This is a genomic window from Cupriavidus sp. GW823-FHT07A04 (genome assembly GCF_058794615.1).
The window spans coordinates 114,807-132,249 of record NZ_JBXAHA010000004.1; the positions used below are offsets into that span (position 1 = coordinate 114,807).

At 64.8% G+C, this 17,443-nt stretch carries 15 protein-coding genes; 7 read left to right on the forward strand and 8 right to left on the reverse strand.

Annotated features, from left to right (window positions below):
- Window positions 1–58 precede the first annotated feature (58 nt).
- Entirely contained in the window at window positions 59–2,323 is a 2,265-nt protein-coding gene (locus AC1Q7Q_RS08355; RefSeq protein WP_492374823.1) for a xanthine dehydrogenase family protein molybdopterin-binding subunit, read from the forward strand.
- A gap of 7 nt (window positions 2,324–2,330) precedes the next feature.
- On the opposite strand, the gene AC1Q7Q_RS08360 is transcribed toward AC1Q7Q_RS08355, so the two are convergent.
- The 7 genes from AC1Q7Q_RS08360 to AC1Q7Q_RS08390 form a co-directional block, all read right to left on the reverse strand.
- Window positions 2,331–2,843 carry a MarR family winged helix-turn-helix transcriptional regulator gene (locus AC1Q7Q_RS08360; protein ID WP_477109347.1) on the reverse strand — a complete coding sequence of 171 codons (513 nt, stop codon included), beginning with the start codon at window positions 2,841–2,843 and terminating at the stop codon, window positions 2,331–2,333.
- 149 nt (window positions 2,844–2,992) lie between these two features.
- The gene (locus AC1Q7Q_RS08365) at window positions 2,993–3,355 is read right to left on the reverse strand and encodes a hypothetical protein (RefSeq protein ID WP_492374792.1); all 363 of its coding nucleotides are present in this window, start codon (window positions 3,353–3,355) and stop codon (window positions 2,993–2,995) included.
- Between the two features lie 143 nt (window positions 3,356–3,498).
- Window positions 3,499–4,782, reverse strand: coding sequence for a CDF family Co(II)/Ni(II) efflux transporter DmeF (gene dmeF, locus AC1Q7Q_RS08370; RefSeq protein ID WP_492374824.1), 1,284 nt, complete (start codon window positions 4,780–4,782; stop codon window positions 3,499–3,501).
- Window positions 4,783–4,789: 7 nt separating this feature from the next.
- Window positions 4,790–5,068, reverse strand: a complete 279-nt coding sequence (locus AC1Q7Q_RS08375) for a metal/formaldehyde-sensitive transcriptional repressor (RefSeq protein WP_492374793.1) — start codon at window positions 5,066–5,068, stop codon at window positions 4,790–4,792.
- A 111-nt stretch (window positions 5,069–5,179) separates the two neighbouring features.
- On the reverse strand, window positions 5,180–8,284 hold the full coding sequence (locus AC1Q7Q_RS08380) for an efflux RND transporter permease subunit (RefSeq protein WP_492374794.1): 3,105 nt from the start codon (window positions 8,282–8,284) through the stop codon (window positions 5,180–5,182).
- A gap of 6 nt (window positions 8,285–8,290) precedes the next feature.
- Complete coding sequence (locus tag AC1Q7Q_RS08385) at window positions 8,291–9,352, reverse strand: metal transporter (RefSeq protein ID WP_492374795.1); 1,062 nt, start codon at window positions 9,350–9,352, stop codon at window positions 8,291–8,293.
- A 2-nt stretch (window positions 9,353–9,354) separates the two neighbouring features.
- A complete protein-coding gene (locus AC1Q7Q_RS08390; RefSeq protein WP_492374796.1) occupies window positions 9,355–10,812 on the reverse strand; it encodes a TolC family protein in 1,458 nt (485 codons plus the stop codon).
- 243 nt (window positions 10,813–11,055) lie between these two features.
- On the opposite strand from AC1Q7Q_RS08390, the gene AC1Q7Q_RS08395 reads away from it, so the two are divergent.
- From AC1Q7Q_RS08395 to AC1Q7Q_RS08415, 5 genes are all read left to right on the forward strand, one after another.
- The gene (locus AC1Q7Q_RS08395; RefSeq protein WP_492374825.1) at window positions 11,056–11,718 is read left to right on the forward strand and encodes a response regulator transcription factor; all 663 of its coding nucleotides are present in this window, start codon (window positions 11,056–11,058) and stop codon (window positions 11,716–11,718) included.
- The gene (locus tag AC1Q7Q_RS08400) at window positions 11,694–13,046 is read left to right on the forward strand and encodes a sensor histidine kinase (RefSeq protein ID WP_492374797.1); all 1,353 of its coding nucleotides are present in this window, start codon (window positions 11,694–11,696) and stop codon (window positions 13,044–13,046) included. The genes AC1Q7Q_RS08395 and AC1Q7Q_RS08400 overlap by 25 nt, the downstream gene beginning before the upstream one ends.
- Before the next feature lie 643 nt (window positions 13,047–13,689).
- Complete coding sequence (locus AC1Q7Q_RS08405; RefSeq protein WP_492374798.1) at window positions 13,690–14,067, forward strand: copper resistance CopC family protein; 378 nt, start codon at window positions 13,690–13,692, stop codon at window positions 14,065–14,067.
- Window positions 14,064–15,008 (forward strand): CopD family protein, encoded by a 945-nt coding sequence (locus AC1Q7Q_RS08410; protein WP_492374799.1) that lies wholly within the window; start codon window positions 14,064–14,066, stop codon window positions 15,006–15,008. The genes AC1Q7Q_RS08405 and AC1Q7Q_RS08410 overlap by 4 nt, the downstream gene beginning before the upstream one ends.
- Before the next feature lie 197 nt (window positions 15,009–15,205).
- Complete coding sequence (locus AC1Q7Q_RS08415; RefSeq protein WP_492374800.1) at window positions 15,206–15,649, forward strand: YbaN family protein; 444 nt, start codon at window positions 15,206–15,208, stop codon at window positions 15,647–15,649.
- 15 nt (window positions 15,650–15,664) lie between these two features.
- Here AC1Q7Q_RS08415 and AC1Q7Q_RS08420 read toward each other — a convergent pair whose 3' ends face one another.
- A complete protein-coding gene (locus AC1Q7Q_RS08420; RefSeq protein ID WP_492374801.1) occupies window positions 15,665–16,324 on the reverse strand; it encodes a TetR/AcrR family transcriptional regulator in 660 nt (219 codons plus the stop codon).
- Window positions 16,325–16,405: 81 nt separating this feature from the next.
- Between AC1Q7Q_RS08420 and AC1Q7Q_RS08425 the strand changes: the two genes are divergently transcribed.
- Entirely contained in the window at window positions 16,406–17,422 is a 1,017-nt protein-coding gene (locus AC1Q7Q_RS08425) for an LLM class flavin-dependent oxidoreductase (RefSeq protein WP_492374802.1), read from the forward strand.
- Window positions 17,423–17,443: the final 21 nt, after the last annotated feature.

Here is a 17,443-nt window from a genome sequence, read left to right on the forward strand (position 1 = left end):
AATGGAAACGACACCCGGCTCCGGACCCCGGTCCGCCTCTCTTCCCGCATCGGCGCCGATGTCCCCGGGCGCGCAGCGCGACGCCCTGCTGCAGGCGCGCGGTGTGCTGCTGGTGACGCGCGCGCCGCAAGCCGCGCCGCGGCCCGCACCTGGCCAGCCCGGCGCGGCCTCCGACTACATCGCCGCGCAGCCCGACATCTTCGTGGCGGTGCGCGACACCGGCGAGATCCTGGCCTTCAATGGGCACGTTGACCTGGGCACCGGCATCCGTACCTCGCTCGCGCAGATCGTGGCCGAGGAGCTGGAGGTGCCGGCGGCGCGTGTGGCGATGACGCTGGGCCATACCGAAGCAACGCCCAACCAGGGCCCTACCATTGCCAGCGCCACCATCCAGATCTCGGCGCTGCCGCTGCGCCGCGCGGCGGCGCAGGCCATGGCCTGGCTGCGCGAGCGCGCGGCGCAGCGTCTTGGCGTGGCGCCCGAAGCGCTGATCGCCGAAGATGGCCGCCTGCGCTTGCGCGGCGAAGGCAATGAGAACGCCGAAGGCCTGGCCTACGGCGACCTGCTGGCCGGCGAGCATATCGAGCTGCCGCTGGCCGACGCCATTGCCACCAAGCCGGTCAGCGCATACCGCGTGGTCGGGCGTGCCGCGCCGCGCGTGGACATTCCCGCCAAGGCCACGGCGCAGCTCACCTTCGTGCACGATGTGCGCGTGCCCGGCATGCTGCACGGCCGCGTGGTGCGCCCGCCCTACGCCGGGCGCGATAGCGGCGGCTTTGTCGGCACCAGCTTGCGCAGCGTCGATCGTGCGTCGATCCGCGATGTGCGCGGTGTCATTGACGTGGTGGTGCAGGGCGATTTCATCGGCGTGGTGGCGCAGCGCGAGGAGCAGGCCATGCAGGCGGCGCGCCGCCTGTGCGTGGACTGGAAGCCGGCGCCGCCGTTGCCCCCGCTCAGCGAGCCGGAAGACACCGAGGCCGCGCTGCGTGCCAATCCCGCGACACGCCGCACGCTGGTGGAAGAGGGCGATGCCCAAGGTGCCTTCGACTCCGCCGACCGGATACTGTCGCGCGGCTACACGTGGCCCTACCAGATGCACGGCTCCATCGGCCCGTCCTGCGCCGTGGCGGACTACCGCGAAGATGGCCTCACGGTCTGGTCCGGCACGCAAAACCCGCATGTGTTGCGCATCGACCTGGCGCGCCTGACCGGCCTGGACGAAGGCCGCATCGAGATCGTGCGGATGGAAGCCGCCGGCTGCTATGGCCGCAACTGCGCCGACGACGTTTGCGCCGATGCGGTGCTGCTGTCGCGCGCGGTGGGGCGCCCGGTGCGGGTGCAGCTCAGCCGCGAGCAAGAACATCTCTGGGAGCCAAAGGGGGCGGCGCAGCTGATGGACGTGCGCGGCGCCATCGGCCCCGGCGGCGAGTTGCTGGCCTACGATTTTGTCAGCCGCTATCCGTCCAACGACGCGCCCACGCTGGCGCTGTTGCTGACCGGCGTGGTCGACAACGCGCCGCGCATGCTGCAGATGGGCGACCGCACCGCGGTGCCGCCTTACCAGTACGCCGCCACGCGCATCGGTTGCGACGACACGCCAGCCATCGTGCGCGCCTCCTGGCTGCGCGGCGTGTCCGCGCTGCCAAACGTGTTCGCGCACGAGTCCTTTATCGACGAGCTCGCGCATGAGGCCGGCGCCGATCCGCTGGCGTACCGCCTGCGCCACCTGCCTGATGCGCGCGCCACCGACCTGCTGCGCGCGCTGGCGGCGCATGCCGGCTGGCGCGAAGGCGCGCGCGGCACGCGTGGCCAGCCGGACGCGGATGGGCTGCTGCGTGGGCGCGGCGTGGCCTATGCCCGCTATATCCACAGCAAATTCCCGGGCTTCGGCGCCGCCTGGGCCGCCTGGGTGGTGGACCTGACGGTCGCGCCCGATACCGGCCAGATCGTGGTGGAGCGGCTGGTGGTGGCGCAGGACACCGGCATGATGGTCAACCCCGACGGCGTGCGCCACCAGGTGCAGGGCAATGTGGTGCAGGCGCTTGGCCGCGTGCTCAAGGAACAGGTGCGCTTTGACGCCAACGGCGTGGCCAGCCGCGAATGGGGCAGCTATCCGCTGCTGACCTTTCCCGAGCTGCCGCCCATCGAAGTGCTGCTGATGCCGCGCCAGGAGGAAGCGCCGATGGGCGCGGGCGAATCCGCGTCGCTGCCGGGCGCGCCGGCCATTGCCAATGCGCTGTTCGATGCCACGGGGGTGCGGCTGCGGCGCGCGCCCTTCACGCCGGAGACGGTGCTCGCGGCGCTGGCCGGCCAGCCCGCCTGAGGCGGGCTTACTCCGGCTCGCCGTCCGGTGCGTTGCCGCGCTCGTCGCGGTCGTCGAACTCGCTCATCTTGCGCAACAGGTAGGTGATCGCCACCCGCTCGGCGGGATTGAGGTCGCCAAAAGTCTGCTCGGAGATCTTGTGCGCGAATGGCACGGTTTCCTCGATCAGTGCATGGCCGGCCGGGGTCACCGTGACCACCACCTTGCGGCGGTCGTTGGTGTCGTGCGAGACGGCCACCAGCTCGCGCGCCTTGAGACGCTCGATGATGCCGCGCACGGTGGCCTGGTCGATGGCGGTGGCTCGCACGATTTCGCTGAGCGAGCACGAGCCGCGCTCGTTGACCGCGCACATCACCACGAACTGTGCCGCGGTCAGCTGCGAGTCGGCGATGGTCTGCTGGAAGATCGCCACATGGCGCTGGTAGGCGCGCCGCAGCAGGTGCCCGACTTGCTCGGTGAAATCGTAGTCTGCGGCGGCGGGTTTTTGCGCGGCGGTCTTGCGCGCGGAGGAGTTGGGCACGATGGGCGGTCTGCAGGCATGAGATAAATGTGCCTCAGAGTATACCGAGTGGGGCCGCGCGCGGCGGGTTTTTTGCGCGCGCGGCTTCGCTCGGGTTTTGCCCCCACGCAGTGTGCGTCCCTTGGCCTGTCGCCACGGGCCGCTCGTGCTCAGGTAGCTTCGGCGTCCTCAACCTGCCGTTCACCACCACAATATGGGGCGCAGTCCTTCGGCCGGGCCGCTGCCAGCGCCTTGGGGATGGTCGCGGCCACCTGGCCAGCAACCGCCGATGCGTCGTTGCTAGCCTCGGTAAGAGGGGATCGCCGGCTCGTGGCCATATGGGCCCCGTCGGCGCACCCGTCAGGCTTGTGCATGCCTGCACAGATGGAACCTGCATGTGCCTGGATTTGCCCAAGCCTGGCGCCATCCGTGTATGGGTCAACCGGCCGTACCCCCGCGTTTGCAATGCCTGCGGCGGCACCAAGCGCCGCAAACGATGCAACGGATACGAATGCCTTCTTCAACGGTTTCATATCGTTCTCCTGCATTCAACCCACGAGAACCCCCTCCTCAGCAGGAAGTATAGGGTGCGGATGCACGCATAAGAGCTGGCCCGTCATACGAAATTGTCATGCATGCTTTCGCGGTATCGAACGCAGCACGTGAGCGCGTTTCATCATGCAGTACGCGAAGCGTGCACTTCGACCGTTACGTGCGACAGGCTCTTGAATTGCCTTAGGCGTGAGTGGTAATACTGCGGCCCGCGTTGGGGCGCATTGGTGACCACGGAGACCACGGCACTCAGGTGGCCCGGGCCAACCCGCCAGACGTGCAGGTCGACCAGCTTGTCGCCATCGGCCTCGATTGCCGCCTTGAGCTTGCCCGCCATGCGCTGGTCGGGGTTGCGATCGACCAGGATGCCGCCGGTGTCACGGATAAGGCCATACGACCAGTTGGCAATTACCAACGCGCCCACGACACCGGCAAACGGGTCCATCCAGAGCCAGCCAAACGTCTTGGCCAGCAGCAGACCGATGATAGCCAGAACGGAGACGGCTGCATCGGCGACAACGTGGATGTAGGCGGCCCGCATGTTGTGGTCACGGTGATGCGCGCCGTGCCCATCCGCGTGGCCGTGGTCGTGCTCTTCGAATTTCACGGTGTGCTTACCGCCGGCAAGGTCGACCACCGCAGTGAAGGCATGCGGCTCGGGAATCTCGATCGCGGACTCCAGGCAGTCGGCCTTGCGCAATAACGTGAATTCCTGCCGGCTGTCGTCTGGCCGAATGGTGGTCACGGTCACTGCGTCGACCGGCAATTCCGCGTTTGTCGTTTCTGCTGTGAGGCGAAAAACCGGTGGCACGCCATCTTCGAAGATGGATAGCGAGAAGTCGCCTGCTGGCGTGGAAATATGCTGTACCTCCTCGTCGTGGTCATGCTCGTCGCCGTTCGCGTGTCCATGACCATGGCCATGGCCATGGCTGTGCCCATGATGGTCGCCGCCGCTCAACAGCCAGGCACTCGCGATGTTCACCAGCAATCCGACCACTGCAATGGGAATGGCTTCGTCAAAGTGAATCGGAACGGGTGAGAAGAATCGTGCGACCGCTTCATAGGCAATCAGCAAGGCAATCATGGCCAGGATGATGGCGCTGGTGAAGCCGGCGAGGTCGCCCAGCTTGCCGGTGCCAAAGACGAAACGGGGGTCGCTGGCGTGCCGGCGCGCGTAGGTGTATGCAAGCGCGGCAATCAGCATGGCACCGGCATGCGTCGACATATGCAGCCCGTCCGCAACCAGGGCCAGTGAACCGAACACGCTGCCACCGACGATTTCGACAATCATCATCAGGGCGCAGAGGACAATCACGGCCCAGGTCTTGCGCTCGTTCTTCTCGTGCCCGGCGCCCAGGAACACGTGGTCATGGCCTGCCCCAAACGGGGCGTCATAGAAGTTGCTCATTGCTGGCTCACTTGAAGTAGCTATGCACGATTTCGATGAGTTGCTCCTTGGCGTCACCTTCGGATTCACCGTGGGCAGGTTCGGCTTCGACAAGGTGCGTGCGGATGTGGTCTTCCAGTACCACCGCCAAGAGGCCGTTCATGGCCCCGCGGCAACTCGTGATCTGCTGCAGCACGTCCACGCAACCTTGCTCCTCCTCGAGCGCGCGTTCGATGGCATCGATCTGACCCCGGATGCGGCGCACCCGGTTCAGCAACTTCTGTTTCTCGCGGATTGTGTGGCTCACGGCTTCACCTCGAATATAGTATGGGGGAGTATATATTCTTTGCCAGGCAAGATGCCAAGACCTTGCAAGCGGCCGGGTCTTGCCGGCATCGGTGAAGTGATTTCGGAATCATCAGCCGGCCACCTCGCTTGCGCCGCGGTCAAATCTGCCGAAGCGAAGCGCGAGGGTTGGTAGTACCAGCAGGTTCAGCACGGTCGAGGTGACGAGGCCGCCCAGAATGACGATCGCCATGGGCCCCTCGACCTCGTTGCCCGGCTCGCCGGACTGGAGCGCCAGTGGTAACAGGCCAAGCCCGGTGACGAGCGCTGTCATCACAATGGGTGTCAGCCGCTCAGTCGCTCCCAGCGTTGCCGTTTCCAAATTCCACGCGTGGCCCTCGACCTGCACCAGGTGCTGGTAGTGGGAGATGAGCATGAGTGCGTTGCGCAGCGTAATGCCGAACAGCGTGACGAAGCCGACCATCGACCCTAGCGACAGCAGTCCGCCCGTGGCAAATACCATCAGCGCACCACCCACCAGCGCGAACGGCAGATTTACCATGACCAGGGCCAGGCTGCGCCAGCTGCGCAGTGCCAGATAGACAAGGAGGCCGATACCCGCGGCGGCAATGGAGAAATAGACCAGCAAGTCCCGCTGTGCTTGCGCCTGGGCCTTCGCCTCGCCCGATAGGGCGAAGTAATAGCCCTTCGGAAACTTCACGTCGGCGGCAATGCGTCGCTGGGCCTCACTGACAAACTGGCCGAGCGACGGACCATTGAGATGCGCGGTCACGGTCTGCAACCGTTGGCCCCCATCGTGCAGGATGAGGTAGCGGCCTGTCGTCTGCGCGATGTCCGCAAGGCGGCTTAGCGGCACCATGACGCCGTCGCCATTCCGCAGCGGCAACTCACCAACCTGAGCCGGACTGCGACGCGATGCGCTGCCGAGCACCACCGTCACATTGAACACAGCGTTCGCCTCATAGACCTGGGCGACTTCGGCGCTCTGGTAGGCGGTCTGGATGGCCTCCATGACGTCCAGGGGTGCGAAGCCCCAGCGGGTCAACTGGTCCTGCCGCAGACGGATGGTTAGCTGGGGGATTGCAGGTGGCGACTGCACCGTCACTCCAGTTGCGCCCGGAACGGCGCCGAGCGTGCGGGACACCTGCCGCGCCAGGCCGTCCAGGATATCGAGGTCGCTGCCGAACACGTTGACGATGACCGGTGCCGTGTACCCGGAAATGGTTTCCTGGACCCGTTCGGTCAGGAAGGTTTCGGTGGCGAAGGTTACGCCGGGAAAGCCCGCCATTTTGGCCCGCAAATCGCCCAGCGTCTGTTCCTGCGCCTCCGCATCCAGGCCAGGCTTGAGGTCAATTTCGAACTCGCTATATTGCGGGCCGAAGACATCGATGCCGCGCGCGGCCCGGCCAACCCGTTGCGCCACGCTCCGTATGTTCGGCACCTCCAGTAGCGCGTGGCTGACGCGCTCCCCAATACGCAGAGATTCTTGCAACGATGTGCCCGGTGCCGCCTGCATGTGGGCGATGAAATGCCCTTCGCGCAGCTCCGGCAGGAACGCCGTGCTAAAGAAGGGCAGCGTTGCCAGGGTCGCCAGCACCAGGCCGCAAAATGCCACGATGACGGCAATCCAGTGCTGCTCAACATGGGTGAGGATGGCTGCGTAACGGCTCTTGAGCCACTGGTAGACGCGGGGCTCCTCTGCGTCGCTGGTACGGTTGGCCAGCAGTGCGTAGCACAGCGCCGGGGTCAGCGTGAGTGCGACCACCAGCGACGACATAATGGCCAGGATATAGGCTATCCCGAGTGGCGCGAATAGTTTGCCGGCAACGCCGGACAAGCTCAGCACCGGCAGAAAGATGGTGGCGACGGTAAATGTTGCGTATATCACCGCGCTTCGCACCTCGGTGGATGCGTTGACGACAACCGTGATGGCGGGCAGCGGCGTCGCCAAGTGGCGGTTTTCGCGCAGGTGACGGTAAATGTTCTCGACGTCGATGATGGCATCGTCCACCACCTCGCCAAGCGCGATGGCCAGTCCTCCCAGCGTCATCGTATTCAGCGCGACGCCGAAGTGATGCAGTACCACGACGGCGGCGAGCAGCGAGAGCGGGATGGCAGTGGCTGAGATGAAGGCGGTGCGTACGTTGAAGAGGAAGAGGAATAGGACGATGACCACGAGCCCCGCCCCCACGACGAGCGCCGTGCGCAGGTGGTCGGTTGAAGCGACGATGAAGTTGGCGGGTCTGAATATGTCAGCGTGCAACTGGATGCCGTTGGCCGCCAGCACTGGTTGTAAGGCCGCGAGCGCCACTTCGACGTTCTTGGTCACCGACACGGTATCTGCCCCATACTGGTTGCTGACCATCAGCACAACGCCCGACTGGCCCTGGACGTTGGCGCCGCTGACCGGCAATTCCTGGCCAAGTACGACCTTGCCGACATCCGCGAGCCGGACCATGGCGCCGTTCTTCTGCAGCAGGACAACCTGGCCCAACTGCTCAGCGGTCGTGGTCTGACCGACGGTATTGAGCACGATGCGCTGGTTCGGGGTTTCAAGCACGCCTGCGCCACGGATGCCTGTCGCGCGTTGCGTCGCGCTGACCACGTCATGCAGGGATAGGCCAAGCCGAACCAGCTTTTGCGGGTCGACCTGTACCTGGTATTGCTTGATTTCGCCGCCATAGATGCTCACGTCCGAGACCCCGGCACGGCTCAGCAGCCGGGGTTTAAGCGTCCATTCGGCGAAAGTGCGCAGCGCCATCGGCGAACGCGTGTCCGACGTCAGCCCTATGCCAAGCACAACGCTGGTCGCCGAGCTCAGCGGGGTCATTTTCGGCGCACGTACTCCCGCCGGCAGCTCGCCCGCGAGGGTCGCCAACTGCTCTGCCACCAACTGCCGGGCGCGGCGAATATCGGTCTTGCCATTGAACGTCAGGGTAACGACCGATACGCCCTGTATCGATTGGGACCGCATGGATTCGAGCCCGATCGAGCCGCCCAAGGCATTCTCAACGCGCTGTGTGACCAGCAGTTCGACCTGTTCGGCGGAGAGCCCGGGGGCTTCCGTCTGGACGGTAACGAGCGGTGGCGTGAATTCCGGAAAGACGTCGAGCTTGCTCTGGAACAAGGCATAGGTGCCGTAGCCGAGGAGCAGGCAGGCGAGCGCAACGATGACGCCGCGAAGGCGGACGGAGAAGTCGACAATGGAAGTCAGCATATCGGGTCAGCGTGCGTCGTTACCTTGCTGGCTGGCCAGCTGCGCTCGGGATTCTTCGGAGAGCAATAGCTGTGCGCCCCGCACCACGACCCGGTCGGCGGGCTTGAATCCTTCGGTGACGACAAAATCCCCATCTTGAGGCGAGCGCGGGTCGACCGGGCGGCGCTGGAAGTGCGTGTTGTCGGACTGGACGTAGGCCCAGGGTTGACCTCCATACCAGACGATGGCGCCGGCGGGCACCAGCAGGCCGCTATCTTGTCCCGACGGCACACCGAGGTGGGCGGTTACGCGCATGCCCGTAGCCAGGGGTACAGCGGCGCGATAGAAGTAGGCTTGTCCCTGGATGCCGGGGTCGACCTGGGGCGACGGTGAAATCAAGAGAGCGTCGAACGCGGGGATACCATCCGTCGTCACGTTCAAGACGGCGGGCGCTGTTGCGGATGGCCCGGTCGGCAACACGACCCGCAACAACACTTCGCGGCGTGCCACAAAGGGGACTAGCTCCGGAGATTCCGGCGTCGACGCCCAGGCCGATAGAGCCGGTCCGAACTGTTGCCTGGCCGCGCTGGCAATGGCGGCGACACCCACCCGTGCCGCATTGACTTTTGCCGTCGCCGAAGCAAGCACTGCGCGCGCTGCTTGCACCGTCTTGAGCGACACATTGCCTGCATCCGCGTTGAGCGCCTGGAGCCGCTCATAGTCTGCGCGCGACGCGTCGAGCGAAGCTTGGGCGGCGTTCAGGTCCGCAGCGCCTGAGGCATGGCGGCTCGCCATTTCCACGAGGGGTTGCAAGTCGAGAACGATGCCATAGGCAGCGGGTCCGGTCATTGCGCTGGCGGGTGCCAGCGTATCCACCTGGAAGCCGCTGCGTGCTTGCATCGTGGCGTCGACCATCAGCGTAGTGAATCCATCCGCCACCGTGATGCGGACCGAGCTCGGGACCGGCGCCTCGCGTTCGGCTTCCTTGTCCTGCTCACCCTTGCTCAGCAAGAACCCGCCTAGCACAAGCGCGGCCAAAATCGCAGGCGACAAGAGCAGAATGCCCTTGAGTATCGTTTTTCTTGTCATGGTCATTCGACCCAGTTGTTCGGATTGGCGAGCGCATCGCGGTCCGAGAGTGGACGCTGGATGGCATCTTCCAGCCGGCCGATGGCCTGCTGCATCTGGAGTTCGGCATCTTGCAGCGCCAGTCGCGCCGCAAGCTCGGTCTGTTCGGCAAGCGTCAATGCCATCCGGTCGGTTTGCCCCATTTCGAAGGAACGTCGTGCCGCGCTGAATTGGAGGCCTTGCACACGGACCTGCTCTTCATTCCGTGTCACGATGCTCTGCGTGGCTTGATAGGCAGTGATGGCGCCATCGGCTTCACCCAGGGCCTGTGCTTCGAGCCGCTTGACCTGGGCTTGCGCTGCCAGCCGCCGAGCCCGCGCCTGCGCGATGGGCCCCTCGTTGCGATTGAATATGGGCAGCACGAGATTGGTGAAGTCGAAGCCAAGCTTGTGCAGGCCCTGGTCAAAGGTATAGCCCGGGCCGAGATGAATGTCCGGATATTGCTTGGCCACCTCCAGTTGCAACGCGGCCTGGCTGGCTTCATATTGCGCTAGTCCCGACAGCACATCGGCCCGGTTCAACAAGGCCTGCAGCTGGATTTCCGGGGCGGGAATCGCGGCATACGGTCGTCCGAAATCCTCCAGGTCGATATCCAGGCCATCGAGCGCGGCTGACCGCAGACCAAGCACGTTGGCCACCTGGACCCTGGCGGCGGCGGCCTGCCGCCGCGCATTGAGCAGATCCGCCTGGACCTGGATGAGAGCCACGCGCTGCTGGTTCAGCTGCCACGCCGAGGCGTCGCCAAGGCGGACCCGTTTCTCCAGCATCGCGTCCAGGCGCTGGTCCAGCTCCAGCTGCTGCTCGAGGAGCTTCGCCCGCGAATTCGCCGACCAGAGATTCAGGAGCTGAGTCCGTAGCTGGCTTCGCACGCTCCAGGCAGTAGCCGCGACCTCCAGGCGCGCCGCAGTGGCGAAGTGGGCAGCCTGGTCGATGCGGTAGCCGCGCTTGCCGGCAGTCTGGATCGGGATGTCCAGCGTAATGCCGAGCGTCCATGGCGAGTCTCCCCCCTTGGGATCCAGGGTGCGTTGAAACGGCAGCTGCAGGGACGGATTCGGCCGCTGCGCGGCGGTCTTGATGCTCGCTTCCGTGCTCGCTAGCCGGGCACGCGCGATGTCCAGGTCCGGGTTGTAGTACAGGGCAGCAAGGGTCAGGGTATCCAGGTTCCAGCGGGGTGGCGGCCAGCCTGTGCCCGCGCGCATGGCATGGCGCTGGACAAAGTCACGCAAGTCCACCGAAGCCAGCGATCGCGCGTTATAGGTTGTGGCAAGCGTGCCGGCGGAGATCGGCCTTGCGTCGTAATGGTCGAACGCACATGCCGACAAGGTCGCGCAGCAGGCGGGGAGCAGCCAGGCCCGGGACGAAGCAAGAATCCGGGACGCCAAGCCCGGTCTTGCCGTCAGCGTGGCACTTGCGCTTTCCATTTCTCTGCTCCTTTCGTTGATTCCGCCGTCCCATGCTGATCCCGTGAAGGCGAGCGGCGGCGGGTCAGGGGCTGTTGGCTGGCAACAAGCGGGGCGAGAATAGGCTGGGGAAATTAGCGGGGACTTAGCAATGCCAGTCCGGACATGTGATCTATGCGGCGAGCCCTGCTAAGTCTTAGCTAAGTCTGCATTGGCATGTTGCGCACGGGCATGCATATGCAAGCAACCGAATCTGGGGGGCGGATGCGAACGCTACTGGTAGAAGACGATCCCCTTATCGGGGAGGCCATTTGCCAGACTCTCCGGGACGCGGGTTATGCGGTGGACTGGACGACGGATGGCCGTCAGGCCGCTACGGCGCTATGCACCCAGCGCTACGAGGTGGTTCTGCTGGACCTGGGGCTTCCCGGAAAGGATGGCTTCGCGGTACTACGCGAGGCACGCAGGAACGGGAATGCCGTGCCGATCCTCGTCATCACGGCACGCAGCGCAGTAGAAGACCGCATTGCTGGCCTTGACCTCGGCGCGGATGACTATCTGGTGAAGCCGTTTCATATCGGCGAATTGCTGGCCCGGCTGCGCGCACTCACGCGGCGCCAGGGCCAGGAGATCTCCTCCATCCTTCGCAACGGCACGCTCTCGCTGGACCAGGCCAGTCACGAGGTCTGGTACCAGGGCGTCCAACGTCAGCTGTCGGCTCGCGAATTTGCGCTCCTGCGCGAGTTCCTGCTCAGACCCGGCGTCATCCGCTCCCGCAGTGAACTCGAAGAGCGCCTCTACGGCTGGAACGAGGAAGTCGAAAGCAACGCCATTGAATTCCTCATCCATGGGATCAGGAAAAAGCTCGACGCGGGTGTCATTAAGAATATCAGGGGGGTGGGATGGATGGTGCCAAAGGCGGAGTGAACCGTTCACTCCTATGGATGTTATCCGCCTCCATATGCGGCACGATTCTGGTCATCGGGCTCGTGGCAGCGGCGGCGTCGTTCTGGTTCGCCTTTGAGGAGGCGCGCGACCTGCAGGACGACGAACTGAGGGAGATTGCCTGGCTGGTCTCGCCAGGCGATGCCAATGCGTTGTCCTCGCAAGGCGGATTCATGCAGGCCGATGAACCCGGGATGCGCATCTGGGTGCTGAAGGTATCCAAGCTAGCCACCCGCGTGGTCACGCCAGACCTGTCGCTGACTTTGCCGGGCGCGCTATCCGATGGTCTGCATACCATTGAATCCCACGGCGAATCATGGCGCATTTACGTCAGGCCATTGCACACGGAATATGGCTTGGCGGTCGCGCAGCGAACCTCGGCGCGAGACGAGATTGCACGCGACAGTGCGCTGCGCACGTTGATTCCGCTGTTGCTCGTGATTCCTGTCCTGATACTCCTGGCGGGAATTTTGATCCGAATTCTGCTAAGGAAAGTGCAGCAACTCGCCGCGGAGGTCGATAAGAAGGGCGACACAGACCTGGCGTCGCTCGCCGTGCAGGGCGCGCCATTGGAAATCCAGCCGTTTGTCAGTGCGACGAACAGGCTGCTTGGGCGGCTGCAGTCGGCCATCGCGCAGCAACGCCAGTTCGTAGCCGATGCGGCGCATGAACTGCGCTCGCCGGTGACCGCGATGACGTTGCAGCTAGAGAACGCCATGACCGTGGAGGACACCACCGAAGCCGTCCTGGCTCGCCTCGCGCCGCTGGGAAAAAGCATTTCGCGCATGCGCTCCCTGGTTGAGCAATTGCTGATGCTGGCCGAGCACGAGGCAGGTTCCCCAACGGTCAGCCACGACATCGACACCAAGGCCGTGGTCATCGATGCGCTTGGGGAGATATTCCCGTTCGCGGATTCCAAGGATATCGACCTCGGCCTGGAGGTTGGCGAGGCGCTGACGATTCGCGGCGACCAGGAGGATTTTCGCGCGCTGGTCCGCAATGCCATCGACAATGCGGTCCTCTACACGCCACCTGGCGGCAAGGTCGATGTACGGCTGTTCCGGATGGGCGACGCCGCCATCTTCGAAGTGGAAGACTCCGGCCCGGGCATCCCGGAAGGGGAGTTGCCCCGCGTGTTCGACGCGTTCTATCGGGTTGCCGGGTCGGGGCAGCCGGGAAGCGGGCTCGGGCTGGCTATTGTCCGGAGCGCGGCGGCACGACTCCGCGGCCAGGTCAGTTTGCATACCATCGCGCTGGACGGCAAGGCAGGCTTGCTCTTTGTGTACATGCAACCCCTCGCAAACAATTAAAGGCGAGCCGTACCGAAGCTGCGCATTTCACAACGTGAGCGTGCGACGGCGTATCGGTTTCGGTTTCGGGCGAAGCACTTCCTGCCGGGGCGAGCAACGAGTCCCTTTAGCCATACACGTTCCCACTATGGGAGGGTCAGGAGGTATCTTGGTGGGCGATTGGAATCGGTGCGCTTGAGATCAACGTGGTGGATCTGGTCTTCATCCGCTAAACTAGGCGCCCAACCACACGGCTCGGACGCGCGATCAATGGTTCGACTCTTCGCTCCTCGGTCATCCCCTACGCCTCGGCGCTTCTTGTTCACCTCGACACTGCACCGGCTCAGGCTCCTTCCGGCCTGATGGAAGCATTCGTCAGCCATATCCCTCCGCCCGCTTCGATCCTTTGAAGCCCTAGGTGCGTCTATTTTCGGGCGCATACCCTGGGCGTTGCCATAACATTGGTTAATGCGACACTCCAAGCTTGCCATTTGCAAGATTTGACATGTCTCTGCTCGCATGCAGGGGCATGTTCTAGAGGCAACTGGCACCGACGGAGGGAGGGTGTCAAAGCCCGCTTGGTAGCCGGAAGTCGCGGTGGACGTGGCAGTGGGGCAGATGTGCGCATTTGCATTCACCGCCAGCAATCTGGAAGCAAATACACATGAAAGCAATGACTCAGAAAACGTGGTTAGGCATGATGACCGCCATCGCTATCGGACTTACGCCTGCACTCGCGTTCGCGCACGGCAAGCTCGAACGCGCAGAACCGGCGGCAGGCAGCATAGTCGATGCGCCGGCGAGTCCGCTTCGACTGACATTCAACGAGGACCTTGAGCCAGCGTTTAGCAATGTGAGCGTTGTGGACGCCAGTGGCACGGCGGTTAGCAAGGAGAAGGCCAAGGTCGACTCGTCGAATCCGCGCGTGCTGACGGTCGCCGTCCCGCAACTGCTGCCGGGTTCCTACGCCGTGCACTGGAGCGTGATGACGCGCGACGGCCACAAGGTCAAGGGCGACTACAAATTCGCGGTGAAGCGATGAGCGACGGTTTCCTTGGCATTGCGCGCCTTGCTTTGACGGCGCTGCAGAACCTCGGTTTCGCGGTGCTGGTCGGTGTCCTGCTGAGCGACCGCTGGCTGGCTCGGTCCCCGTCCCCGTGGCAAGCTCACATGAGCCTGCACCTGGCAAAGGGTTTCAGAGTCGGCGCTGTCGTTGCGCTCCTGGCCGGCGTGCTCGCTTTCTGGATACATTGCGCGCTGATGAGTGAATCTTCGCTGGTGCACGCAGGGCCGGCGGTGCGCTCGATGCTGATGGAAACCGGCTTCGGTCACGCTTGGGTCGTCGGCGCTGCCCTGATGCTTTACGTCACTATCGCTTCATTCTTTCGGTGGACCGGAAGCGGCCTTGGCTTCAAGTTGTCTCTGTGGCTGGCGCTTGCAGGCTTTGCGCTGAGCCGAAGCCATGCCGGCCATCCGGTAGATGCCGGGGCGTTTAGCTTGCCCGTTTGGGCCGACTGGGTTCACCTTCTGGCCATTGGCGCTTGGGTTGGCATTGTGTGCGTCGCCGCATTCATGGTGGTGCCGGGGATGGCCGAGGCGCCCGAGGGTGACCACCGGAACGGCGCGTCGTTCATTCAATCTCTATCGGATACGGCCACGTGCGCGCTCGTCGCGCTCTTTGTCACCGGCGCCTACAGCGGGTGGCGCGGGGTCGGTTCGCCAGGCAACCTGCTCGACTCCACGTACGGTCGGCTGCTAGTGCTCAAGCTTGGCCTCGTGTTAGTTGCCGTGGCCCTCGGTGGGCACAACCGGTTCTTTGAAATGCCTCGCTTGCTAGCCTCATTGAAGAACCCGTCGTTAGTGCCTCCGGCTCGGTACATCAGGCGTTTTGCTACCGTTCTGCGTGTGGAGTCCTGGGTGCTCGCCGGGGTGTTGGCCGTTGCTGCAGTGCTGGCAGCTAGCCCGTTGCCCGGTATGTCCTGAGATGCGCGAACATAAACGGGTGCCAGCGCCCGTGGGTACCACGAGCGCGATGGAATCTGGCTGTGCATATGAGGCGTTGACCACCTGCGTCTCCCGCGTGGACAATGGGGCCAGCCTTGCCCTCCGCCAGAACCGAGAGAATTGCCACATGTCTTCTGCCGTTGCCGCAGCGCCACTTCCAATCGCGGTGACCGGTCTTGGATGACGCCGATACGGCTTCGCCGATGCCGCCTGGCGCCAACGCAAGCGATCCGCCGCTGCGGCTGGCGCGCACCCGCACGGCGCGCGTGCTGCTGACCGCGCTGGCGCTGCTAAGCCTCGGGGTGGCCATCCTCGGGCTGTTCGTGCCCGGCTTGCCCAGCACCGAATTCGTCCTGCTGTCCGCCTGGGCCGCGGCCAAGGGATCGCCGCGCCTGCATGCCTGGTTGCTTGGCCATCGCGTGTTCGGACCGATGCTCTACAACTGGCACAACGGCCGCATGGTGAGCCGCCGCGCCAAGTGGAGCGCCACGGCGGCCATGAGCATCTGCAGCGCCGTGCTGCTGTTCGGCATGCATCGGCCCTGGCTGGCCTACGGGGCAATTGCCTGCATGGCGTGCGTGCTGGCGTGGCTGTGGCGCCGGCCCGAGCCGCCGGCCTGATGCCGCATCCGCAAGTTACGCTGTCTGGGTTTCCCGCGGCCTGGCCTTCTTTGCCGCCTTTGCCGGCCACGCCAGCATCGCGCTAGCCGCCAAGGCTTCCAGCGCGGCGCGCGACGCGCCATCGCGCGCCTGCATCGACATCCCCTGCATGACCGTGTTGAAGAACTTGGCCAGTGCTGCTGCATCAGTGCCGGCCGGCAGTTCGCCGCGCCGGATGCCCTGCTGGATGCAGGCCTGCAGGGCTTGCTCCTTTTCCTTGCGGCGCTGGCGCAGCGTGTCTTCGATATAGGCGCAGTCGGCCGAGCAGCTGGTGCCCGTCATCAGGAAGCAACCGGCGGGGTTGCCCTTGGCGCTGAACAAGGCGGCCGCGCCGGCGAGCAGGCCCTGCACGGCGTCATGCGCGCTGCCAGCGCCTTGCAGCGGCGCGTAGAGCATCGCGCCGTGGGTATCCGCATAGCGGTCCACGGCTTCGTAGAACAATTGCTCCTTGCTGCCGAACGCGGCGTACAGGCTGGGCGCGGTGATGGCCATGGCCTCGGTGAGCGCGGAGATCGAAGTGGAGCTATAGCCATAGCGCCAGAACAGCGACAGGGCCTGGCCCAGCGCCTCGTCGCGATCGAACTGCCTGGGCCGCCCGCGGCCCGCACCGGAAACACTCTTTTTCATAGTGGTCATTATATTTTTCCGTTGCCAGTGACGCCAGTGGTGATTAGTATAGTGATCGTTCAATAAATTGCTGCGCCGCAGTCGCTCGCCATGATCCCCTATTCCCTGCTTGACCTGTCGCCCATCGTGGAAGGCGGTGACGCCGGCCAGGCCATGCGCAATTCGCTCGCGCTTGCCCAGCACGCCGAGCGGTTGGGCTACCAGCGCTTCTGGCTGGCAGAGCATCACAACATGCCTGGCATCGCCAGCGCCGCCACGGCGGTGCTGATCGGCTACGTTGCCAACGGCACGTCCACTATCCGCGTCGGTTCCGGCGGCATCATGCTGCCCAACCATTCGCCGCTGGTGGTGGCCGAGCAGTTCGGCACGCTGGCCTCGCTTTTTCCCGGCCGTATCGATCTCGGCCTGGGCCGCGCGCCTGGCACCGACCAATCCACCGCTCGCGCGCTGCGCCGCAGCGCCACGCAAGATGCCGCCGATGCCTTCCCGCAGGATGTGGAGGAGTTGCAGGCCTACTTCGACGACCCGCGTCCCGGCCAGCGCCTGCGGGCGGTGCCCGGCGCAGGCCTGAAGGTGCCGCTGTGGCTGCTCGGCTCCAGCTTGTTCAGCGCGCAGTTGTCGGCGGCGATGGGCCTGCCCTTCGCGTTTGCCTCGCACTTCGCGCCGGGCTTCATGCGCCAGGCGGTGGACCTGTACCGCACGACCTTCCAGCCGTCGGTGCAGCTTTCCAAGCCGCATGTGATGCTCGGGCTCAATGTGTTCGCGGCGGATTCGGACGCGCAGGCGCGCCGGCTGTTCAGCTCGCTGCAGCAGCAGTTCCTGGCGCTGGTGCGCGGCAACCCCGGCCCGATCCGGCCCCCGGTGGATAACATCGAGCTGATGTGGACGGAGACCGAGGCCACGCATATCCGGCGCTCGCTGGCGTGCTCGGTGGTGGGCGATCCGGACGGGGTGCGCAACGGCCTGCGCGCCTTCATCGAGGACCTGCAACCGGACGAGCTGATGCTTACTGCGCAGATCCACGATCACGAGGCCCGCCTGCGCTCCTTCGAGATCGCGGCGCAGGCCATGCGGGCGGTGGCGCCGCCAGCCAAGGTCATGATCTGAAGCGCCGGTCGTGCGGATGGC

Coding starts and splice junctions, on each gene's coding strand:
- AC1Q7Q_RS08400 (WP_492374797.1), top strand. CDS start 11,694: ATGGATGGTGCCAAAGGCGGAGTGAACCGTTCACTCCTATGGATGTTA.
- AC1Q7Q_RS08355 (WP_492374823.1), top strand. CDS start 59: ATGTCCCCGGGCGCGCAGCGCGACGCCCTGCTGCAGGCGCGCGGTGTG.
- AC1Q7Q_RS08385 (WP_492374795.1), bottom strand. CDS start 9,352: ATGACAAGAAAAACGATACTCAAGGGCATTCTGCTCTTGTCGCCTGCG.
- AC1Q7Q_RS08410 (WP_492374799.1), top strand. CDS start 14,064: ATGAGCGACGGTTTCCTTGGCATTGCGCGCCTTGCTTTGACGGCGCTG.
- AC1Q7Q_RS08425 (WP_492374802.1), top strand. CDS start 16,406: ATGATCCCCTATTCCCTGCTTGACCTGTCGCCCATCGTGGAAGGCGGT.
- AC1Q7Q_RS08405 (WP_492374798.1), top strand. CDS start 13,690: ATGAAAGCAATGACTCAGAAAACGTGGTTAGGCATGATGACCGCCATC.
- AC1Q7Q_RS08380 (WP_492374794.1), bottom strand. CDS start 8,284: ATGCTGACTTCCATTGTCGACTTCTCCGTCCGCCTTCGCGGCGTCATC.
- AC1Q7Q_RS08395 (WP_492374825.1), top strand. CDS start 11,056: ATGCGAACGCTACTGGTAGAAGACGATCCCCTTATCGGGGAGGCCATT.
- AC1Q7Q_RS08365 (WP_492374792.1), bottom strand. CDS start 3,355: ATGAAACCGTTGAAGAAGGCATTCGTATCCGTTGCATCGTTTGCGGCG.
- AC1Q7Q_RS08390 (WP_492374796.1), bottom strand. CDS start 10,812: ATGGAAAGCGCAAGTGCCACGCTGACGGCAAGACCGGGCTTGGCGTCC.
- AC1Q7Q_RS08420 (WP_492374801.1), bottom strand. CDS start 16,324: ATGACCACTATGAAAAAGAGTGTTTCCGGTGCGGGCCGCGGGCGGCCC.
- dmeF (WP_492374824.1), bottom strand. CDS start 4,782: ATGAGCAACTTCTATGACGCCCCGTTTGGGGCAGGCCATGACCACGTG.